This is a genomic window from Paenibacillus hexagrammi (assembly GCF_021513275.1).
In the GTDB taxonomy this organism is placed as follows: domain Bacteria; phylum Bacillota; class Bacilli; order Paenibacillales; family NBRC-103111; genus Paenibacillus_E; species Paenibacillus_E hexagrammi.
This window is the reverse complement of sequence record NZ_CP090978.1, coordinates 3,393,433-3,408,866: the sequence shown is the minus strand read 5'-3', so window position 1 is coordinate 3,408,866 and position 15,434 is coordinate 3,393,433. Positions and strand designations below refer to the sequence as shown.

18 protein-coding genes and 2 pseudogenes are annotated in these 15,434 nt (G+C 47.1%); 15 read left to right on the top strand and 5 right to left on the bottom strand.

The window, feature by feature from the left end; translation table 11 throughout:
* Positions 1 to 7: 7 nt before the first annotated feature.
* Genes L0M14_RS15510 through L0M14_RS15500 form a run of 3 tightly spaced genes read left to right on the top strand, consistent with a single transcriptional unit; the run spans position 8 to position 2,315 of the window.
* On the top strand, positions 8 to 787 hold the full coding sequence (locus tag L0M14_RS15510) for a metal ABC transporter ATP-binding protein (RefSeq protein WP_235117622.1): 780 nt from the start codon (positions 8 to 10) through the stop codon (positions 785 to 787).
* Positions 788 to 799: 12 nt separating this feature from the next.
* The gene (locus L0M14_RS15505; RefSeq protein WP_235117621.1) at positions 800 to 1,600 is read left to right on the top strand and encodes a metal ABC transporter permease; all 801 of its coding nucleotides are present in this window, start codon (positions 800 to 802) and stop codon (positions 1,598 to 1,600) included.
* Position 1,601: 1 nt separating this feature from the next.
* Positions 1,602 to 2,315, top strand: a complete 714-nt coding sequence (locus L0M14_RS15500) for a cytochrome c biogenesis CcdA family protein (protein WP_235117620.1) — start codon at positions 1,602 to 1,604, stop codon at positions 2,313 to 2,315.
* On the opposite strand, the pseudogene splB reads toward L0M14_RS15500, so the two are convergent.
* Positions 2,312 to 3,372 (bottom strand): annotated as a pseudogene (gene splB / locus L0M14_RS15495) (spore photoproduct lyase). The gene L0M14_RS15500 and the pseudogene splB sit on opposite strands and share 4 nt — an antisense overlap.
* 161 nt (positions 3,373 to 3,533) lie before the next feature.
* Here splB and mntR point away from each other — a divergent pair.
* Both mntR and L0M14_RS15485 read left to right on the top strand, forming a co-directional pair.
* The gene (mntR, locus tag L0M14_RS15490) at positions 3,534 to 3,959 is read left to right on the top strand and encodes a transcriptional regulator MntR (protein ID WP_235117619.1); all 426 of its coding nucleotides are present in this window, start codon (positions 3,534 to 3,536) and stop codon (positions 3,957 to 3,959) included.
* 206 nt (positions 3,960 to 4,165) lie between these two features.
* Positions 4,166 to 5,125, top strand: a complete 960-nt coding sequence (locus tag L0M14_RS15485) for a patatin-like phospholipase family protein (protein ID WP_235117618.1) — start codon at positions 4,166 to 4,168, stop codon at positions 5,123 to 5,125.
* Between the two features lie 273 nt (positions 5,126 to 5,398).
* On the opposite strand, the pseudogene L0M14_RS15480 reads toward L0M14_RS15485, so the two are convergent.
* A pseudogene (locus L0M14_RS15480) lies at positions 5,399 to 6,342 on the bottom strand (DUF1385 domain-containing protein); the annotation flags it as partial.
* A gap of 135 nt (positions 6,343 to 6,477) precedes the next feature.
* Here L0M14_RS15480 and L0M14_RS15475 point away from each other — a divergent pair.
* The 5 genes from L0M14_RS15475 to L0M14_RS15455 all read left to right on the top strand — a co-directional run bounded on the left by L0M14_RS15475 (position 6,478) and on the right by L0M14_RS15455 (position 10,559).
* Positions 6,478 to 6,966, top strand: a complete 489-nt coding sequence (locus tag L0M14_RS15475) for a YqhR family membrane protein (RefSeq protein ID WP_235117617.1) — start codon at positions 6,478 to 6,480, stop codon at positions 6,964 to 6,966.
* 99 nt (positions 6,967 to 7,065) lie between these two features.
* On the top strand, positions 7,066 to 7,497 hold the full coding sequence (gene aroQ / locus L0M14_RS15470; RefSeq protein ID WP_235117616.1) for a type II 3-dehydroquinate dehydratase: 432 nt from the start codon (positions 7,066 to 7,068) through the stop codon (positions 7,495 to 7,497).
* Between the two features lie 18 nt (positions 7,498 to 7,515).
* Positions 7,516 to 8,589 (top strand): M24 family metallopeptidase, encoded by a 1,074-nt coding sequence (locus tag L0M14_RS15465; protein ID WP_235117615.1) that lies wholly within the window; start codon positions 7,516 to 7,518, stop codon positions 8,587 to 8,589.
* A 15-nt stretch (positions 8,590 to 8,604) separates the two neighbouring features.
* Positions 8,605 to 9,162: an elongation factor P gene (gene efp / locus L0M14_RS15460; RefSeq protein ID WP_235117614.1), complete on the top strand. Its 558-nt coding sequence runs from the start codon at positions 8,605 to 8,607 to the stop codon at positions 9,160 to 9,162.
* 140 nt (positions 9,163 to 9,302) lie between these two features.
* Complete coding sequence (locus L0M14_RS15455) at positions 9,303 to 10,559, top strand: aspartate kinase (RefSeq protein WP_235117613.1); 1,257 nt, start codon at positions 9,303 to 9,305, stop codon at positions 10,557 to 10,559.
* Here the strand turns inward: L0M14_RS15455 and L0M14_RS15450 are convergent, their stop codons facing one another.
* The 3 genes from L0M14_RS15450 to L0M14_RS15440 form a co-directional block, all read right to left on the bottom strand.
* Complete coding sequence (locus tag L0M14_RS15450) at positions 10,560 to 11,024, bottom strand: DUF441 domain-containing protein (RefSeq protein WP_235117612.1); 465 nt, start codon at positions 11,022 to 11,024, stop codon at positions 10,560 to 10,562. It lies immediately after the preceding gene.
* A 62-nt stretch (positions 11,025 to 11,086) separates the two neighbouring features.
* Positions 11,087 to 11,815 (bottom strand): 2-phosphosulfolactate phosphatase, encoded by a 729-nt coding sequence (locus tag L0M14_RS15445; RefSeq protein WP_235117611.1) that lies wholly within the window; start codon positions 11,813 to 11,815, stop codon positions 11,087 to 11,089.
* Positions 11,816 to 11,819: 4 nt separating this feature from the next.
* On the bottom strand, positions 11,820 to 12,626 hold the full coding sequence (locus L0M14_RS15440) for a phosphosulfolactate synthase (protein WP_235122921.1): 807 nt from the start codon (positions 12,624 to 12,626) through the stop codon (positions 11,820 to 11,822).
* Positions 12,627 to 12,797: 171 nt separating this feature from the next.
* On the opposite strand from L0M14_RS15440, the gene L0M14_RS15435 reads away from it, so the two are divergent.
* The 5 genes from L0M14_RS15435 to spoIIIAD all read left to right on the top strand — a co-directional run bounded on the left by L0M14_RS15435 (position 12,798) and on the right by spoIIIAD (position 15,296).
* Complete coding sequence (locus L0M14_RS15435; protein ID WP_235117610.1) at positions 12,798 to 13,064, top strand: YqhV family protein; 267 nt, start codon at positions 12,798 to 12,800, stop codon at positions 13,062 to 13,064.
* 73 nt (positions 13,065 to 13,137) lie between these two features.
* Positions 13,138 to 14,151, top strand: a complete 1,014-nt coding sequence (spoIIIAA, locus tag L0M14_RS15430) for a stage III sporulation protein AA (RefSeq protein WP_235117609.1) — start codon at positions 13,138 to 13,140, stop codon at positions 14,149 to 14,151.
* Between the two features lie 6 nt (positions 14,152 to 14,157).
* Positions 14,158 to 14,676 carry a stage III sporulation protein SpoIIIAB gene (gene spoIIIAB, locus L0M14_RS15425; protein WP_235117608.1) on the top strand — a complete coding sequence of 173 codons (519 nt, stop codon included), beginning with the start codon at positions 14,158 to 14,160 and terminating at the stop codon, positions 14,674 to 14,676.
* A gap of 19 nt (positions 14,677 to 14,695) precedes the next feature.
* Positions 14,696 to 14,899 (top strand): stage III sporulation protein AC, encoded by a 204-nt coding sequence (gene spoIIIAC / locus L0M14_RS15420; RefSeq protein ID WP_056614718.1) that lies wholly within the window; start codon positions 14,696 to 14,698, stop codon positions 14,897 to 14,899.
* A gap of 7 nt (positions 14,900 to 14,906) precedes the next feature.
* Entirely contained in the window at positions 14,907 to 15,296 is a 390-nt protein-coding gene (gene spoIIIAD, locus L0M14_RS15415; protein WP_235117607.1) for a stage III sporulation protein AD, read from the top strand.
* Positions 15,297 to 15,434: the final 138 nt, after the last annotated feature.

Genomic DNA, 15,434 nt, shown 5'->3' with positions numbered 1-15,434 from the left:
CTCAATTATGGAAACAAACGATGCGCAATCGTGCCACAGATGTATCGCCGCCATTGATCATGTCACTTTTTCATATGAACATAAGAAAGTGATCGACAACCTTCAGTTCAACATCCTGGAACGTGATTTTGTAGGGGTGATCGGCTCGAATGGGGCAGGTAAGACTACGTTATTAAAAATGCTCGTTGGATTGCTGAAGCCTACTCAGGGTGAAATTCGGCTCTTCGACCAACCGGTTGGGCAGTTTAAAGATTGGGAACGAATCGGCTATGTCCCACAGAAGAATGCCTTCAATCCTCTTTTTCCTGCAACGGTAAGGGAGGTTGTCACATCAGGTCTGTACAGCAAGAAGAAGATATACAAGCGCTTGACTAAGGCTGACCTGCAAAAAGCCGAGGATGCTATGCTGGCTATGCGGATTGAAGACCTGGCTGCCAGACGTATCGGACAGCTCTCCGGCGGGCAGCAGCAGCGCGCATTTTTGGCTCGTGCTATTGTGAACAATCCTGAGCTGTTGATCCTTGATGAGCCCACAGTCGGCATCGACGCGGAATCGCAAGCAGGATTTTTTCGCATGATCCGCCACATGCATCAGCATCATCATATGACCTTTATTATGGTTTCCCATGACATGGAAATGATGCAGGCTTATTTAGGGACGGAGCCGCAGCAGGTCAGCGGCGGTATTAAATTTTACGTTAAGCATACACATGACCCGGAGGATTGCCGGGAGACCAATCTCACTCATTCGATCGGTCAAATCCGTGAGATGATCGGGATTCAATAAGGAGCGAGCAGCTTGGATATTTTTACGGAATATTTTTTTCAAAGGGCTTTGATCGGCGGCATTCTGATCGGTTTGACAGCTCCGCTGATGGGCGTTTTTCTGGTGCTTCGGCGGCTGTCGATGATTGGAGATACGCTTGCGCATGTATCGATTGCCGGCGTTGCCCTTGGATTCTTAATTAACATTTATCCGCTAGGCGTGGGTCTCGTGTTCGCATTGCTGGCGTCTTTTGCCATCGAAAGACTGAGAAAAGCTTATAAGACCTATGCGGAGCTATCCATCGCAATCATCATGTCAGGGGGCGTGGCCTTAGCTACTCTCCTGTTTACACTAGGCAAGGGCTTCAATATGAATGTGATGAGCTATTTGTTCGGAAGCATATATACCCTTGATTCTACAGACCTATGGGTCGTATTCGGCGTCTGTCTCGTGGTGGTTGGGGTGATAGCTTTTCATTTCAAGGAGCTTTTTCTTATGTTTTTCGATGAGGATGCCGCCAGCGTCAGCGGGTTGCCGCTTCGATTCTACAACATGATGATTACGATGTTGACGGCGCTTGTTATTTCGGTGGCGATTAAAATTGTTGGCGCATTGCTTGTTTCATCGCTTTTGACGATTCCGGTTGCCTGCAGCCTGCTCATTGCCAAGAGCTTTAAGCATTCTGTCATATTGGCCGTCATTTTCTCCGAAATTGCCGTCATTGCGGGTTTGGTCATTGCCGGTGTTTGGGACCTTGCTCCTGGTGGAACTGTCGTCTTAAGCCTGATCGTACTGTTAATGGGCATTATTTTGAAGAAGGGGCTGAGAGTGTAGCATGGATTCGGTTAATATATGGATCGCATTATGGGCGGGGGTAGCCTCGTTCATATCTCCTTGTTGTTTGCCATTATATCCGTCCTATTTATCCTACATAACGGGAATTTCCGTGTCCGAACTAAAGTCGGGACAATCATCTGCAGCTGTAAGGCGTCAAACGATGCTGCACACTTTGAGCTTTATCGTAGGCTTTTCCATTATTTTTTACGCGTTAGGTCTTACCGCAGGCTTCTTAGGCAATTTTTTTATTGATTATCGCGACCTGCTTCGTCAGATTGCTGCCATTCTTATTTTCGTCATGGGCATGTTCTTAATTGGAATTTTCCAACCGCAGTGGCTGCTTAAAGAAAGAAAGCTTCAGATCAAGTTTCGTCCTGCCGGTTATATAGGCTCTATGCTTATTGGTATGGGGTTTGCTGCCGGGTGGTCGCCCTGTGTAGGGCCTATCCTTTCCGCGATACTTGCACTGGCTGCAACAGAACCAGGAACATGGCTGCAGCTGACTACAGCCTATTCGCTAGGTTTTGCCATTCCGTTCTTCGTGCTTTCCTTTTTCATCGGCTCCACCCGCTGGATTTTACGATATTCGGCAACGATTATGAAAATCGGCGGCGGATTGATGATTCTAATCTCCATTCTGCTCTACACGGGTAAAATGACACAAATTACGCTCTGGCTGAATTCCATTACGCCCGACTGGCTTCGCTTCTAAGTGAAATATTCAATCTTCGCTTCAGGGAATTTGTCAAAGATTTGTTCAGTGATGAATTCTCTGAGAGCGGTGGCTTGATCATCCGGATACACGTATTTGCCTTGTCCCCAACGACCCCATTTATATTTCCGCTTCTCCTCGTCCATCTCCAGCTTTGTCTTCGGATATCTCTTTTGAATGACATTTTTTGCTGTTTTAGTGAACCTGTGCTGAATCATCTCGAAAGTTAAGTCTCTGGTTGCTTCTTCCGGCAGAGCCGCGTGCAGCTTTTCGAGCAGCAGCTTATACCCATCTTCCCAGCCATCATGCCAAATAATAGGAGCAATAATAAAACCGAGCGGATAGCCTGCTTTTGCGACCTTACCAGCAGCTTCAATGCGTTCTTCAAACTTGGAGGTACCTGGCTCAAAGTTCTTAATCACATAATCTGCATTCACACTGAAACGAAAACGGGTGTGATTGTTATGCTTGGCGTCCAGTAACGAATCGACGTGGTGGTATTTGGTGACAAAGCGCAAACGCCCAAGCGGCTGCTGCCCCATAAACTCAATTAGTTGCTTCAACGAGCCAGAGATATGCTCCAGACCAACGGGATCGGATGTACAAGCCGCTTCAAAACGAGTGATTTCCGGTTCTCGCTCCTCGATATACTGTTTGGCGGCACCGAGAATATCGTCAATATTTACATAAACCCGTATATACGGCTTGGCACCAAGCGTCGTCTGCAAATAGCAGTAATGGCAATGCCCCATGCATCCCGTTGCGATGGGGATGGCATACTCGGCAGACGGCTTGAGGTATCGAATTTCAGTGTCTTACGGATACCCACGACTAAAGTCCGCTTCGCGATGCGGTATTTTTCCAGCTCGGAATCACCGGGTAAGTCCCTGATTTGATTGTGGGAGGTTGTCATGTGGATCTCTAAGCCTTGCTCTTTCGCCCATTGATAGATTTGTTGGCCTTTCGGGTAATTCATTGCATCAGGCTCGAAATAGACGAGCTCTGGAACGAAAACCGACGTATTGGGAACCGGGCGGGTTAACAGCTCTGTTGTCATTCGTAGCTCCTTTCTAAATCTTCGTATAAATTAAGTGCGTTTCTATTGTTCCAAGTCTGGAAGGAAATCAATCGTGGGAGATTTGACCGCACCAATGATCATGCATTATGATAGGGGGAGCGTTTGGGACAGGAATAACAAAGCAGGGGGAACTTGATCGCATGGCTACACCAAGCATGGAGGACTATCTGGAGAGAATCTACAAGCTCATTGACGAGAAGGGTTACGCTCGTGTCTCCGACATTGCTGAAGGGCTTGAGGTGCATCCCTCATCCGTAACGAAGATGATTCAGAAGCTGGACAAGGACAATTATCTGATATATGAAAAATACCGCGGTCTCATGCTGACCTCCAAAGGCAAGAAAATGGGCAAGAGGCTTGTTGACAGGCATCAATTGCTGGAACAATTTTTAACCGTGATCGGTGTTCATGATGATAATATTTATAAAGATGTGGAAGGCATTGAGCATCACCTCAGCTGGGATTCGATTACATGTATTGAGACCCTGCTTGAATATTTTCGCAGAGATCCGAGCCGGGCTGAAGCGCTCCAGCAAGTGCGCAAGGATATGGAAACGGAAAGCTAGCAAATTCAATAGAATAGTGATAACAAGGAGACAGGGATTCGCTATATGCGTTCTCTGTCTTTTTTCTGCGAGCTGCATGTATGGATGCACATGAGGTCACTGCAGTCAGCAGTCTCTGTTCTTTAGTATGGAAACAAACCCTTGCAGCATACATAATTTATGGAGCCTATATATTCTCAGGCGCGGCTCAAGGGAGTGATTTCGGAATGAAAATTAATGGTGTGTTTGAAGGCGGGGGCGTAAAAGGTATTGCATTAGCTGGAGCCGTGAGCGCAGCACAGGATAAAGGCTATGAGTTTCATGAGGTAGCAGGAACAAGCTCGGGGTCTATCGTAGCTGCTTTTTTGGCCGCGGGGTATACAGGGGAAGAAATGAAGCGGATGATCTTAAGCATGCCATTTCGGTCTTTCTTACAGCGCTCTCCGATATTCAATACAAGAATCTTGGGACCTGCCTCCCGGTTACTGATTAAGAAAGGCTTATATTCAGGCGAAGCGCTTGAGCATTGGGTATACCGAATCTTGTTGTCCAAAGGAATCCGCACCTTCGGGGACTTGAGGCCAAATCAGCTTCGAATCATCGCCTCTGACATTACACAAGGTAAAATTCTAGTGCTGCCAGACGATATTGCGCAGTACGGCATTGATCCACGGATGTTTCCTGTAGCTAAGGCAGTACGCATGAGTACAAGTATTCCTTACTTTTTCGACCCGGTTATGATCCGCATTCAGAGAAAAAGCTCGGCCGGGGCAGAGCCTTTTTCTAAACAATTTTATTATATTGTCGATGGGGGAGTATTGAGCAATTATCCCCTATGGGTGTTTGATCGAGAAGCCTTTGTGGATCGCACCCCGGTGATCGGATTCAGGCTGGTCGGGAAGAGCGAGTTTCATCATCATAATATTAGAGGTCCGATAACCATGTTTGAAGCGCTTTTTTCGACGATGCTCAGTGCACATGATGCCATGTATATTGAGAAACAGGATCGCTTCCGGACCGTGAAAATTCCTACTCTGGGTGTACAGAATACGGATTTCAATCTTTCCAAAGAAAAAAGCCTCGAATTATACGAGGCTGGTTACAACGCTGCAGCGCAATATTTTCAGACATGGAGCATGCAAACCTATGAACAAGATTACGAGAAGTTTGTGCTCCGTAAGCGCTAGTGATATTTAGGGAAATCGTCCGAATCACGGTCTTTGCTACCGGGAATCACGCGGAATTTAGCTGCTTTGGCTTTTCTTCGTGTGCCTGCTTTCGCTCCCGTACCAAATCTGGATTTCCATTCGTTAGGAGGAAACTTGTAGAGCAGGAATATAATCCCCAGTACCAGGATGGGAATGAACAATACCCGCAAGCTGGCCAGCAGACCGATGGCAATCAAAACCATAATGATAATGCTGCTCAGGGAATATTTCTGTCTCATTGTCGTCCCTCCATAATTCTTTTTCCGCTTCGCGCATGCGATTGAAGGAAGCTATGGAGACCTCCACTTGGCTGTCATCCGGTTCTTTGGTCGTCAGAAGCTGAAGCCATAGACCAGGGTAGCCCAGCACGCGAAGCACGGGGGTTTCCCGCAGTGAGTTGGTAAAGCGCAATACTTCGTATGAAACGCCGATGACCACCGGCAAAAGCAGAAGGCGTTGAACGATACGCTCGACATAGCCGTCATAGTGCAGGAAGGAATAAATCACAACCCCGATAATAACCGTAAAAACGATAAAACTGCTTCCACAGCGGTAATGTAGGGTATTGAATTTCTGCACATTGCTGACGGTAAGCTCCACACCCGCCTCGTAAGCGCTAATCACTTTGTGCTCAGCCCCGTGATATTGGAACAAGCGTTTAATCATGGGTGTAAGTGAAATAAAGTAAATGTAGCCGACCAACAGCACAATTTTGATCAATCCTTCAACTAGGTTATGAAGAATTTGATTGCTGAATACATTTCCAAATAAAAACTGTTCAATAATGGCAGGTACCAGCGTAAATACGAATTTTCCGAATAAAAATGAGATTACGCCGACTACCGCGACGCCTAGCACCATGGATATATTGGAAAAGATGCCGGGCTTTTCTTCTTTTTTTGCGTTTGATTCAGAATCTTCATCTTCTCCTGCGAAGGTTTCGGCGGAAAAATTCAGATGCTGCGCGCCCTTGGCACTGGATTCAATAATTCCGACGATTCCCCGTATAAAGGGGATTTTTTTAATGCTTGGACCCACGGGATATCCTTTTTGGGGACTTCCAGGTATTCCAAGGAGCCGTCCTTTTTGCGGACTGCGGTCACGTGCACGTTTCTGCCAGCGAACATGACTCCCTCAATGACGGCTTGTCCGCCGTATATGCTGTTTTGTTCCGACAATGGCTTCACCTTCTTCATCTGTACTCTGTGTGTTGAGCATTACTTTCTCATTGTAACGGATTCACGGTTTGAATGCTACCGATGACGGTAGAACATACTATTCCTGATCAGGAAACTGTGAACATGCTCTACAGAGAAAGGAAGTTGATCATCATGACCGGCCAGAGTGCACAATCGATGAAAACGAATAGGTGGTTCTTCTCGCTTTATATCGGATTCTTTGCTGGTTTATTACTAGGTGGACTCAAAATTATCGAGCAGTATTTTAAATTCACCAAAATCAGCATCGGATTTCTGGTGGAGCCGTTTTTTAAACATGAATTTCTCATGACCTGGAAGGGGACATTGATTGGATGGGGCTTCTTCACGGTCTTTTCCATTGTAGCTGCGTATATCTATATGATTACACTGTGGAAGCTGAGCGGCCCTTGGTGGGGAATCGGCTACGGCGCTTTTTGGTGGGGGGCTATCTACCTGTTATTCGGACCTTTCGCTGGGATGACCTACTGGATTCATGATCTGGATCTTAATTCTATCTTAAGCGATTTCTGTTTGTTTCTCGTCTGGGGCTTGTTCATTGGCTACTCAATTGCCGTCGAATACAATGATGAAAGAACGAGAGAGCCTATACACAATACATGAAAGTTATGGTAAAATGTCTACGGTACTGGGCGAGTGCTTGGCATAGCCCATACTTATGAAGCAGGTTTTCTTACGGAAAACGCGTAGGGGGTTCCCTTGTTGAAGAAGGTTCTCGTTATTAACGGTCCGAACTTGAATATGCTAGGTGTTCGGGAACCAGGCATATATGGAAGTTTATCGCTGGCATCGATCATCGATGGCTTGAACGAACTTGCTCCTAGTCTGGACATGGAGCTTGAGTGCTTTCAATCCAATCATGAGGGAGCCATTATCGATAAAATTCATGAGGCTTTTGGAATGAAGCATGGTATATTGATAAACCCGGGCGCATTTACACATTACAGCTATGCCATTCGGGATGCACTTGCCGCCGTACAGCTTCCTTGCGTAGAGGTTCACATATCGAACATACATAAGCGGGAAGAGTTTCGCCATCATTCCGTCATCGCTCCAGTCGTGATCGGTCAGATCTGCGGCCTTGGTGCGCACGGTTACGAGCTTGGACTCAGAGCCTTGCAATATCATATGTAAAAGGAATGGTGATTACGGATGCAGGACAAACGACTAGAGCGGCTGAGAAAACAGATGCAGCAGTTGGATTTGCCGGCCATATTCATTACGAATGCGTTTAATCGTCATTATTTAACAGGATTTACAGGCTCGGCAGGCTACGTACTCATTACCATGGAACGAGCCATGCTTTTGACCGACTTTCGTTATATGACACAGGCTCCTGGGCAAGCCGTGCATTATGAAGTCATCGAGCACAAGCCCAAAGTCGTTGAGTCCATCAGGGAATTATTGCAGCAGCAGGGAATTAGCAAGCTTGCGTTTGAGCAGGCCGATATCACGTATGGCGATTATCTCAGCTATCAAGCTGGCCTATCTGGAATCGAATTTGTGCCAACAAATCGAATCGTCGAGCAGATCCGTTTTATCAAGGACGATGCTGAGCTGCAAATCATGCAGGAGGCTGCCGATCTGGCGGACGCTACCTTCTCGCACATTCTTTCCTTTCTGAGGCCAGGAGCAGTTGAGAAGGATATTGCGCTCGAGATCGAAATGTTTATTCGAAAAAACGGCGGTACTTCAACCTCGTTTGAAACTATTGTAGCTTCCGGCGAGCGTTCCGCACTGCCTCATGGCAAAGCAAGCGACCGGGTACTGCAGAACCATGAATTTGTCAAATTGGATTTTGGAGCGTATTATAAAGGGTATTGCTCGGATATTACGCGCACAGTAATGCTTGGACAGCCAACCGATAAACATAAAGAAATTTATGATATCGTTTTGGAAGCGCAGCTTCATTGTCTGGAGAACCTCAAACCAGGGATAACCGGACGAGAGGGAGATGCTTATGCTCGTGATATCATTACGCGGCATGGCTACGGTGACTATTTCGGACATGGGACCGGACACGGTCTCGGTATGGAAATTCATGAATCTCCACGATTGTCCAAGACAGAAGATACGATTTTAACGCCCGGCATGGTAGTGACCGTTGAACCAGGAATTTATCTCCCCGGATTTGGTGGAGTTCGAATTGAGGACGATGTGGTGATTACCGACTCCGGAATTAAAATATTAACCCATTCTACCAAAGACTTTCTTATCATTGATTAGCGGAGGGACTTACTAGTGATTTCAGTAAACGATTTTAAAACAGGTTTGACTATTGAAGTAGACGGCGACTTGTTCACCGTTCAGGATTTCCAACACGTGAAACCGGGTAAAGGCGCGGCGTTTGTTCGCTCCAAATTGAAAAACCTGCGCAACGGCAACACCGTTGAGCGCACATTCCGTGCCGGTGAGAACGTAGGTCGCGCGCACATCGACAACCGTGCGATGCAATACCTGTATGCAAGCGGCAGCGAGCATACGTTCATGGACACAGAAACATTTGATCAAATTTCTCTTGAGCAAGATCAACTGAAATGGGAGCTTAACTTCCTGAAAGAGAACATGATGATCAAAATCATGAGCTATCAAGGCGAAATCCTCGGGATCAACATGCCAAAAAGCGTTGAGCTGAAGGTTGAAGAAACCGAGCCGGGAATTAAAGGAAACACGGCAACTGGCGCTACCAAAAGTGCGAAGCTGGAAACTGGACTTAACGTTCAAGTTCCGTTATTCATCAACGAAGGCGATGTCCTTCTAATTGACACGGATGATGGCAAGTATATCTCCCGTGCATAGTTCCTTTCGCGTGATCCAAACCTCTCGGACTTCTTGTTCGGGAGGTTTTTTGACATGGATTCCCCACATTTCAGCAGGTTTATGCTATAATATTGAATTGTTATGCACTAGCACTAGTATGCGTTGGGAGTGAGTCAGCTTTGTCTCTTGTAGTGATGAAATTTGGCGGCAGCTCTGTCGGAGATGCGGAGCGAATGAAGCGTGTTGCAAAAAGGATCGTAGAACGAAAGCAAGCAGGCCATAGCTGTGTTGTTGTCGTCTCTGCGATGGGAGATACAACCGATGATTTGATCGATTTGTCCAAACAAATTTATGACGGAACGCCTCCTGCCCGTGAGATGGATATGCTGCTTACGACAGGTGAGCAGGTATCAGTAGCTCTATTAGCAATGGCTATACATAGCTTAGGGGAAAAGGCTGTTTCTTACACCGGCTGGCAAAGCGGTATTTATACGGAGGAAGTTCACGGCAAGGCAAGAATTACCGATATTCAGCCAGAGCGTGTTCAAGCTGCGCTGACCGAAGGAAACGTTGTTATTGTTGCCGGATTCCAAGGAATGTCCGAGTCTGGTCAAATTACAACATTAGGACGCGGAGGATCGGACACAACGGCTGTAGCACTCGCAGCTGCTATTAAAGCGGATCTTTGTGAGATTTACACGGATGTGGACGGCGTTTACTCGACAGATCCGCGTATTGTCAAGGTAGCCCGCAAGCTGCATGAAATTTCTTATGATGAAATGCTGGAGCTAGCCAATCTAGGCGCGGCTGTCCTGCATCCGCGTGCAGTGGAATATGCGAAGAATTACAATGTGACCCTGGTGGTCCGCTCTAGCTTTACTTACAATGAGGGTACGAACGTGAAGGAGGAAGCAGTGATGGAGCAAGGAATCGTCGTTCGAGGCATCGCGTACGATAAGAATGTAGCAAGAATCAGTATTCTAGGTGTACCGGAAAAACCGGGCCAACTTGCCAAGGTGTTCACCGCGCTGGCGGATGTTCAAATTGACGTGGATATTATCGTGCAAAGCGGTGTCATTAACGGATCGGCGGATTTCTCATTCACTACATCCTTATCCGATAAGGAGAAAGCGCTCGACACGATCGAAAGAATTCGTAATGAGATCGGCTTCCGTGAAGTGACTTCCGAAGTAAATCTTGTGAAGGTATCCATCGTAGGTGCCGGCATGGTCAGCAGCCCAGGTGTAGCCGCTACGATGTTCAAAGTCATTTCCGATCTAGGCATCAGCATCAGCCTCGTAAGCACATCAGAAATCAAAATGTCCTGCGTGATCGACAGCACACACTTGACCGATGTCATCCGTGCGCTTCATACCGCATACGGATTAGACACGACCGAGCAAGCCTTCGTTGGCGGTCCGCAGGACAGAAGATAGCTATCTAATTTTATCGGCTACGAAATATGCCAGCTTAAGTAAAAAAGCCGTAATTCCGGCGGCCATAAGAGGTCCAACCGGAATGCCGCGCATAAATACGATTCCAAAGATAGAACCAATGACCAGGCCCACAATTAATTGTGGGTCTACTTTTAGTAGTTCTAACCCTTTGCCGTTCATGTAGGTGGCAAGTGCCCCTCCTGTCAGTGCGATTATGCCCGGCCACGTTGTGAATACCGAGATAATATCTTTGAACGAAATGCGTTCACTGGCAAAAGGCACTAACACGCCCATGGTCAAAAACAGCAACCCCAGTTCAAGTCCCCGCCGTTCCATGGCAGGCAAGTAGCGATCGAGCCCAATCAGCTTCACAGCCAGAAGAATACAAGCTGCCGTCGTGATGATATGAGAACGCCCAACGAGCCCGATGATGATGAGAATGACCAATAATAAATCGCCGTTCATGGCAAAACCCCTTGTCTGCAGGAAGTGAAAAGACAATCCTAGTCTATGAAGGGGTCTTGGTTTTAGAACAAGCTTTGTTTATAAGGGACCATTTGATCATGCAGCAGCATGGGCACCATCGTCGTGGTGTTGAGTGCGCAGCATAAGTCAATATCATCCTGGAAGCCGATTTTACACAACCTCTTTCCGTTGGAGCAAAGCAGAATAGCTGCCCGAAGACCGTCGCGATTCCGTTCAAAAGCATGAAGCATGGCCTGACCGAAATCATTTAGGCACACTTGCTTATCCCCCAAAAGGCTTATTAATTCAGCCGTGATTTGACCGGCGGCCAAACCATCTTCAAGCGAAAATACATCCTGAGTGCCTGCGCATAAAATGACGACATCGCGTCTGAAGTCGACTGCAGCCGCCGCACAGGCCGCACCATTTATAAATGCACCTGCTAGAACATGGTCTGCTTTCATGGCTTTTTGAATTCCTCGCGTTCCATTCGTTGTCGTTAGAATGATTCTTCTTCCCTTTACGGCGGAAGGGGAGTATTCGGACGGTGAATTACCAAAATCAAATCCTGGTATTTTTTTGCAATACCGTTCGCCTCCGAGCAGATCCCCGCTGGTTTGAAGCTCTTTCGCTTGTATGACGGTCTCCACAGGAAGAATCGATTTGCAGCCGTTAGATAGTGCCGTGATCATTGTGCTTGTAGCTCGAAGCACATCAATGACGATAACGGTCTTATGAAGGAATTCATCAGACCGGGCTTCGCCGATGTTGGCTACGACATCAATTTGCATGACATTATTCCTTTCCGGTAGTTAAGGACAATGTATCGGATCGAAGACCTCTCCTCAACGCTTCGAGAGAAATTATCTCCTGCGATGAGATGTTGCCGAGATGGACATCGGCGCCTAGCAGTTGAATCAGATGGACCTGCTGACTTTTTAAAGGCGCTTCCCACAACAGAATCCCAGGACTTGGTACACTCGAGAGTACCTTGTGCAGCTCTTCATCTTTACAATTTCCCTGTGCGTCAAATATCCCCACACCCATTCCGGATTCCCGCGCCTCGATGGTAACAAGCTCGGCTCCGTACTCTGCATCTAGGGCTACGGTTTCGATTAGCTCATCGAGCTCAATTGAAGAGCCCCAGCCCTTCTTTCCATACTCCGTGTAGACCTCGAAGCCTGATTCCAATCCTCTAAGAATCAATTCGTTTCTGAGCTTACGGTCCATTTTGATAGTGCCGTCAGATACCTCAATGCCTGTAAAACCCAATGCAGAAATCATATCAAAAAGAGAAGCAACCGCGTTTTGAACGACTGCAACTTCCAGGAAGGTGCCTCCTGGATAAATGCTGATGCCCAAAGCTTTTGCCATTTCGATTTTTTTCTTCAACAATAGCTGAGGATATAATGGCGAGGTGCCGAAGCCTATTTTGATCATGTCGATATGATTGCTTGAGGTGCTAAGCAAGTCCTCGAACGCATTGAGGCCAAGTCCTTTATCGATTACCATCGTTTTCCCGAGTGTTCTAGGTTTCATCTGCCTTTGCCCTGTGGGATCGGCCAGAACCGGGTTCCATATCAGCTGAGAGGTCACTTCCATCGGATTCAATCTCCTCACTATCCTGTTAAGGTCAATTCTGAGTTCATCATATGCATTTTTGATTAGGGTGGTGCCCACCATGCCTAAAATCAGACGAGCTTGCATAAGGTAGGGTAAAAGGGATGAGCTGTCTGCTGCTCACCCTTTTTCAAGGAGGGGAACGATGGACAAATGATTAATAAAATTGTTATGAGTATGGCTTCTTTAAGGTTGCTATCGGGAAGTATTGAAATCATCGCGGCTATTATTATGATCCGATTGAATCAAGTGGAAAAAGCGCTCCTGGTGAATACCGGCTTGGCTCTAGTAGGTCCTCTAGTTCTATTAACTACAACGACTATCGGTCTAGTAGCGATCGCAGAGAAACTATCATTTGGCAAAATGATATGGGTCATCGCCGGAGTAAGCTGTATCTTCATCGGTATATTAAGAAAGTAAATTGTCATATCTCTTTTCTATCAAGCATACGAATAAGTATAAAAGACGGGACAACCTGGAGGCATGTCTTGCGATGTTAAGCTCAATTGTGAATCTGTTACCGCGCACGATGCAAATGATTCTTTCACAGCTGCCTAGTCAAGTAAGAGAAAGCATTGAGGAGATCAGGGTGAGAGAGTCCAGACCTCTTGAGATTGGCTTTCATGATTCGTACGCATTTTTGGATGGGAATGGCAATGTGACATTAGAAGAGCTGTCGGCATATAAGCCGACAACAGCAGATTGTATGTCGCTGCTCGAGATGCTGACGAATCATTCGCTCTATACCTATGAGGAAGAATTGCGGCGCGGTTACATCACCATTGCAGGCGGCCATCGGGTCGGACTGGCTGGGAGAACCGTGTTGGAACAGGGGAACGTCAAGCAAATACGCGATGTAAGCTCCTTCAATATCCGCATAGCGAAAGACATTGTCGGGGTTAGTAACGAGCTGATGCCTTACTTGCTGGATCCTGCACGCTCAACGATTCATCACACACTCATTATTTCACCTCCACAACAGGGCAAAACTACGCTTCTGCGGGATATTGTGAGGAATGTGAGCAAAGGCAATTGGGGAACGGATCCGAATGGCATATCGCCCATCCTGTCAGCAACGCGGCAATGTGCCGGGAAAAAGGTTGGAATTGTTGATGAAAGGTCGGAACTTGCTGCAAGCAGCAGAGGTGTTCCGAAATTCGATGTGGGCCCGCGTACTGATGTTCTAGACGGTTGTCCGAAAGCCGAAGGGATGATGATGATGATTCGATCCATGTCACCTGAGGTGCTGGCGGTCGACGAGATCGGGAGGCCAGAGGATGCAGCTGCCATTCATGAGGCGATCCATGCCGGGGTTCGTATCGTAGCTACTGCCCATGGCGCGGACTTTGAGGATGTACGAATGCGCCCCGTTCTCAAACAGCTCTTGGAGGAGGGGGTGTTCTCCAGATACATTGTCCTGGATAGACGCAAACAAGGGTTTGCGCCCTATCGAATCCTAGACGGGACAGGAAGACAAATTCAAGTACATCGAATAGGAAGAGGATGATCGATCATGTTGAAGTTTGTCGGATCCGTTCTCATCCTAGGAGCCGCTGCCTGGTTTGGGTTCTTACAAGCATCACATTACGCCAGGCGGCCGAAGCAAATTCGTTTGATGATCAGCGCGCTTCAGAGAATGGAAACCGAGATCGTATATGCAGTGACGCCGCTGCCCGACGCATTTCGATCACTAAGCAAGCAAATGGCAGAGCCTGTGTCCTCCATGTTCAGGCTAACCTCGGAAAGATTGATTTCCGCGGAAGGCCGATCAACCCGCGAGATTTGGCAGCATACGATCACGGACATGTGGCGGAGAACGTCGATGAAGCAGCCGGAGCAAGAGGTGGTGCTGCAGCTGGGCTCCGTACTTGGTTTATCGGACCGGGGAGATCAGATCAAGCATTTGCGGCTGGCCGTTAGTCAACTGCAAGCCGAAGAAGCTGAGGCAAGAGATGAGCAGCGTCGTTACGAAAAAATGTGGAAAAGCCTCGGTGTTCTTGTTGGAGCCTTAATCGTGATCTTGATGTATTAACGAAAATGGGGTGCCTGGAATGAACGTAGATGTAAACGCCATTTTCCAGATCGCCGGCATCGGCATCATCATCGCGATGATTCATTCGGTGCTCAAGCAAATGGGCAAAGAGGATATGGCACACTGGGTTACGGTTATTGGCTTTGTTGTCGTCCTTTTTATGGTGGTCAGCATGCTGGATAACTTGTTTAAAGAAATTAAAACGATCTTTCTTTTTCAGTAGGTGAGTCATGGAAATCATTCAGATTGTCGGTCTTGGACTCATCGTTACCATTCTATCTCTCATTATTAAAGAGCAGAAACCGATGTTCGCCTTTTTACTTGCCGCGTTCACAGGTGTCGTGATCTTCCTGTTTCTGATTGGCAAAATCTCATCCGTTATCCGCGTGCTGGAGGATTTAGGCGAGAAATCCAACATCAATATGGTTTTTCTTAAAACCATCCTAAAAATCATCGGTGTGGCTTATATCGCTGAGTTTGGAGCCCAAATCGTCAGAGATGCGGGGCAGGAATCTATTGCATCTAAGATAGAACTTTCGGGCAAGGTGCTCATCATGGTCATGGCGATTCCCATCATCACGGTGATCATTGAAACAGTCATCAAGCTGCTTCCGGCTTAACGAATGCTTACGAAGTTAGTTTTCCTTCGGAAAACGGAATGTGTTGATAAAGTAGGGATCATTCCGAGCTTCAGTAGCTTTTCTCCGATCGCTGTTGACATTTTGTTATTCGATTCAAATAAGAGCCTTCTAAGGTGA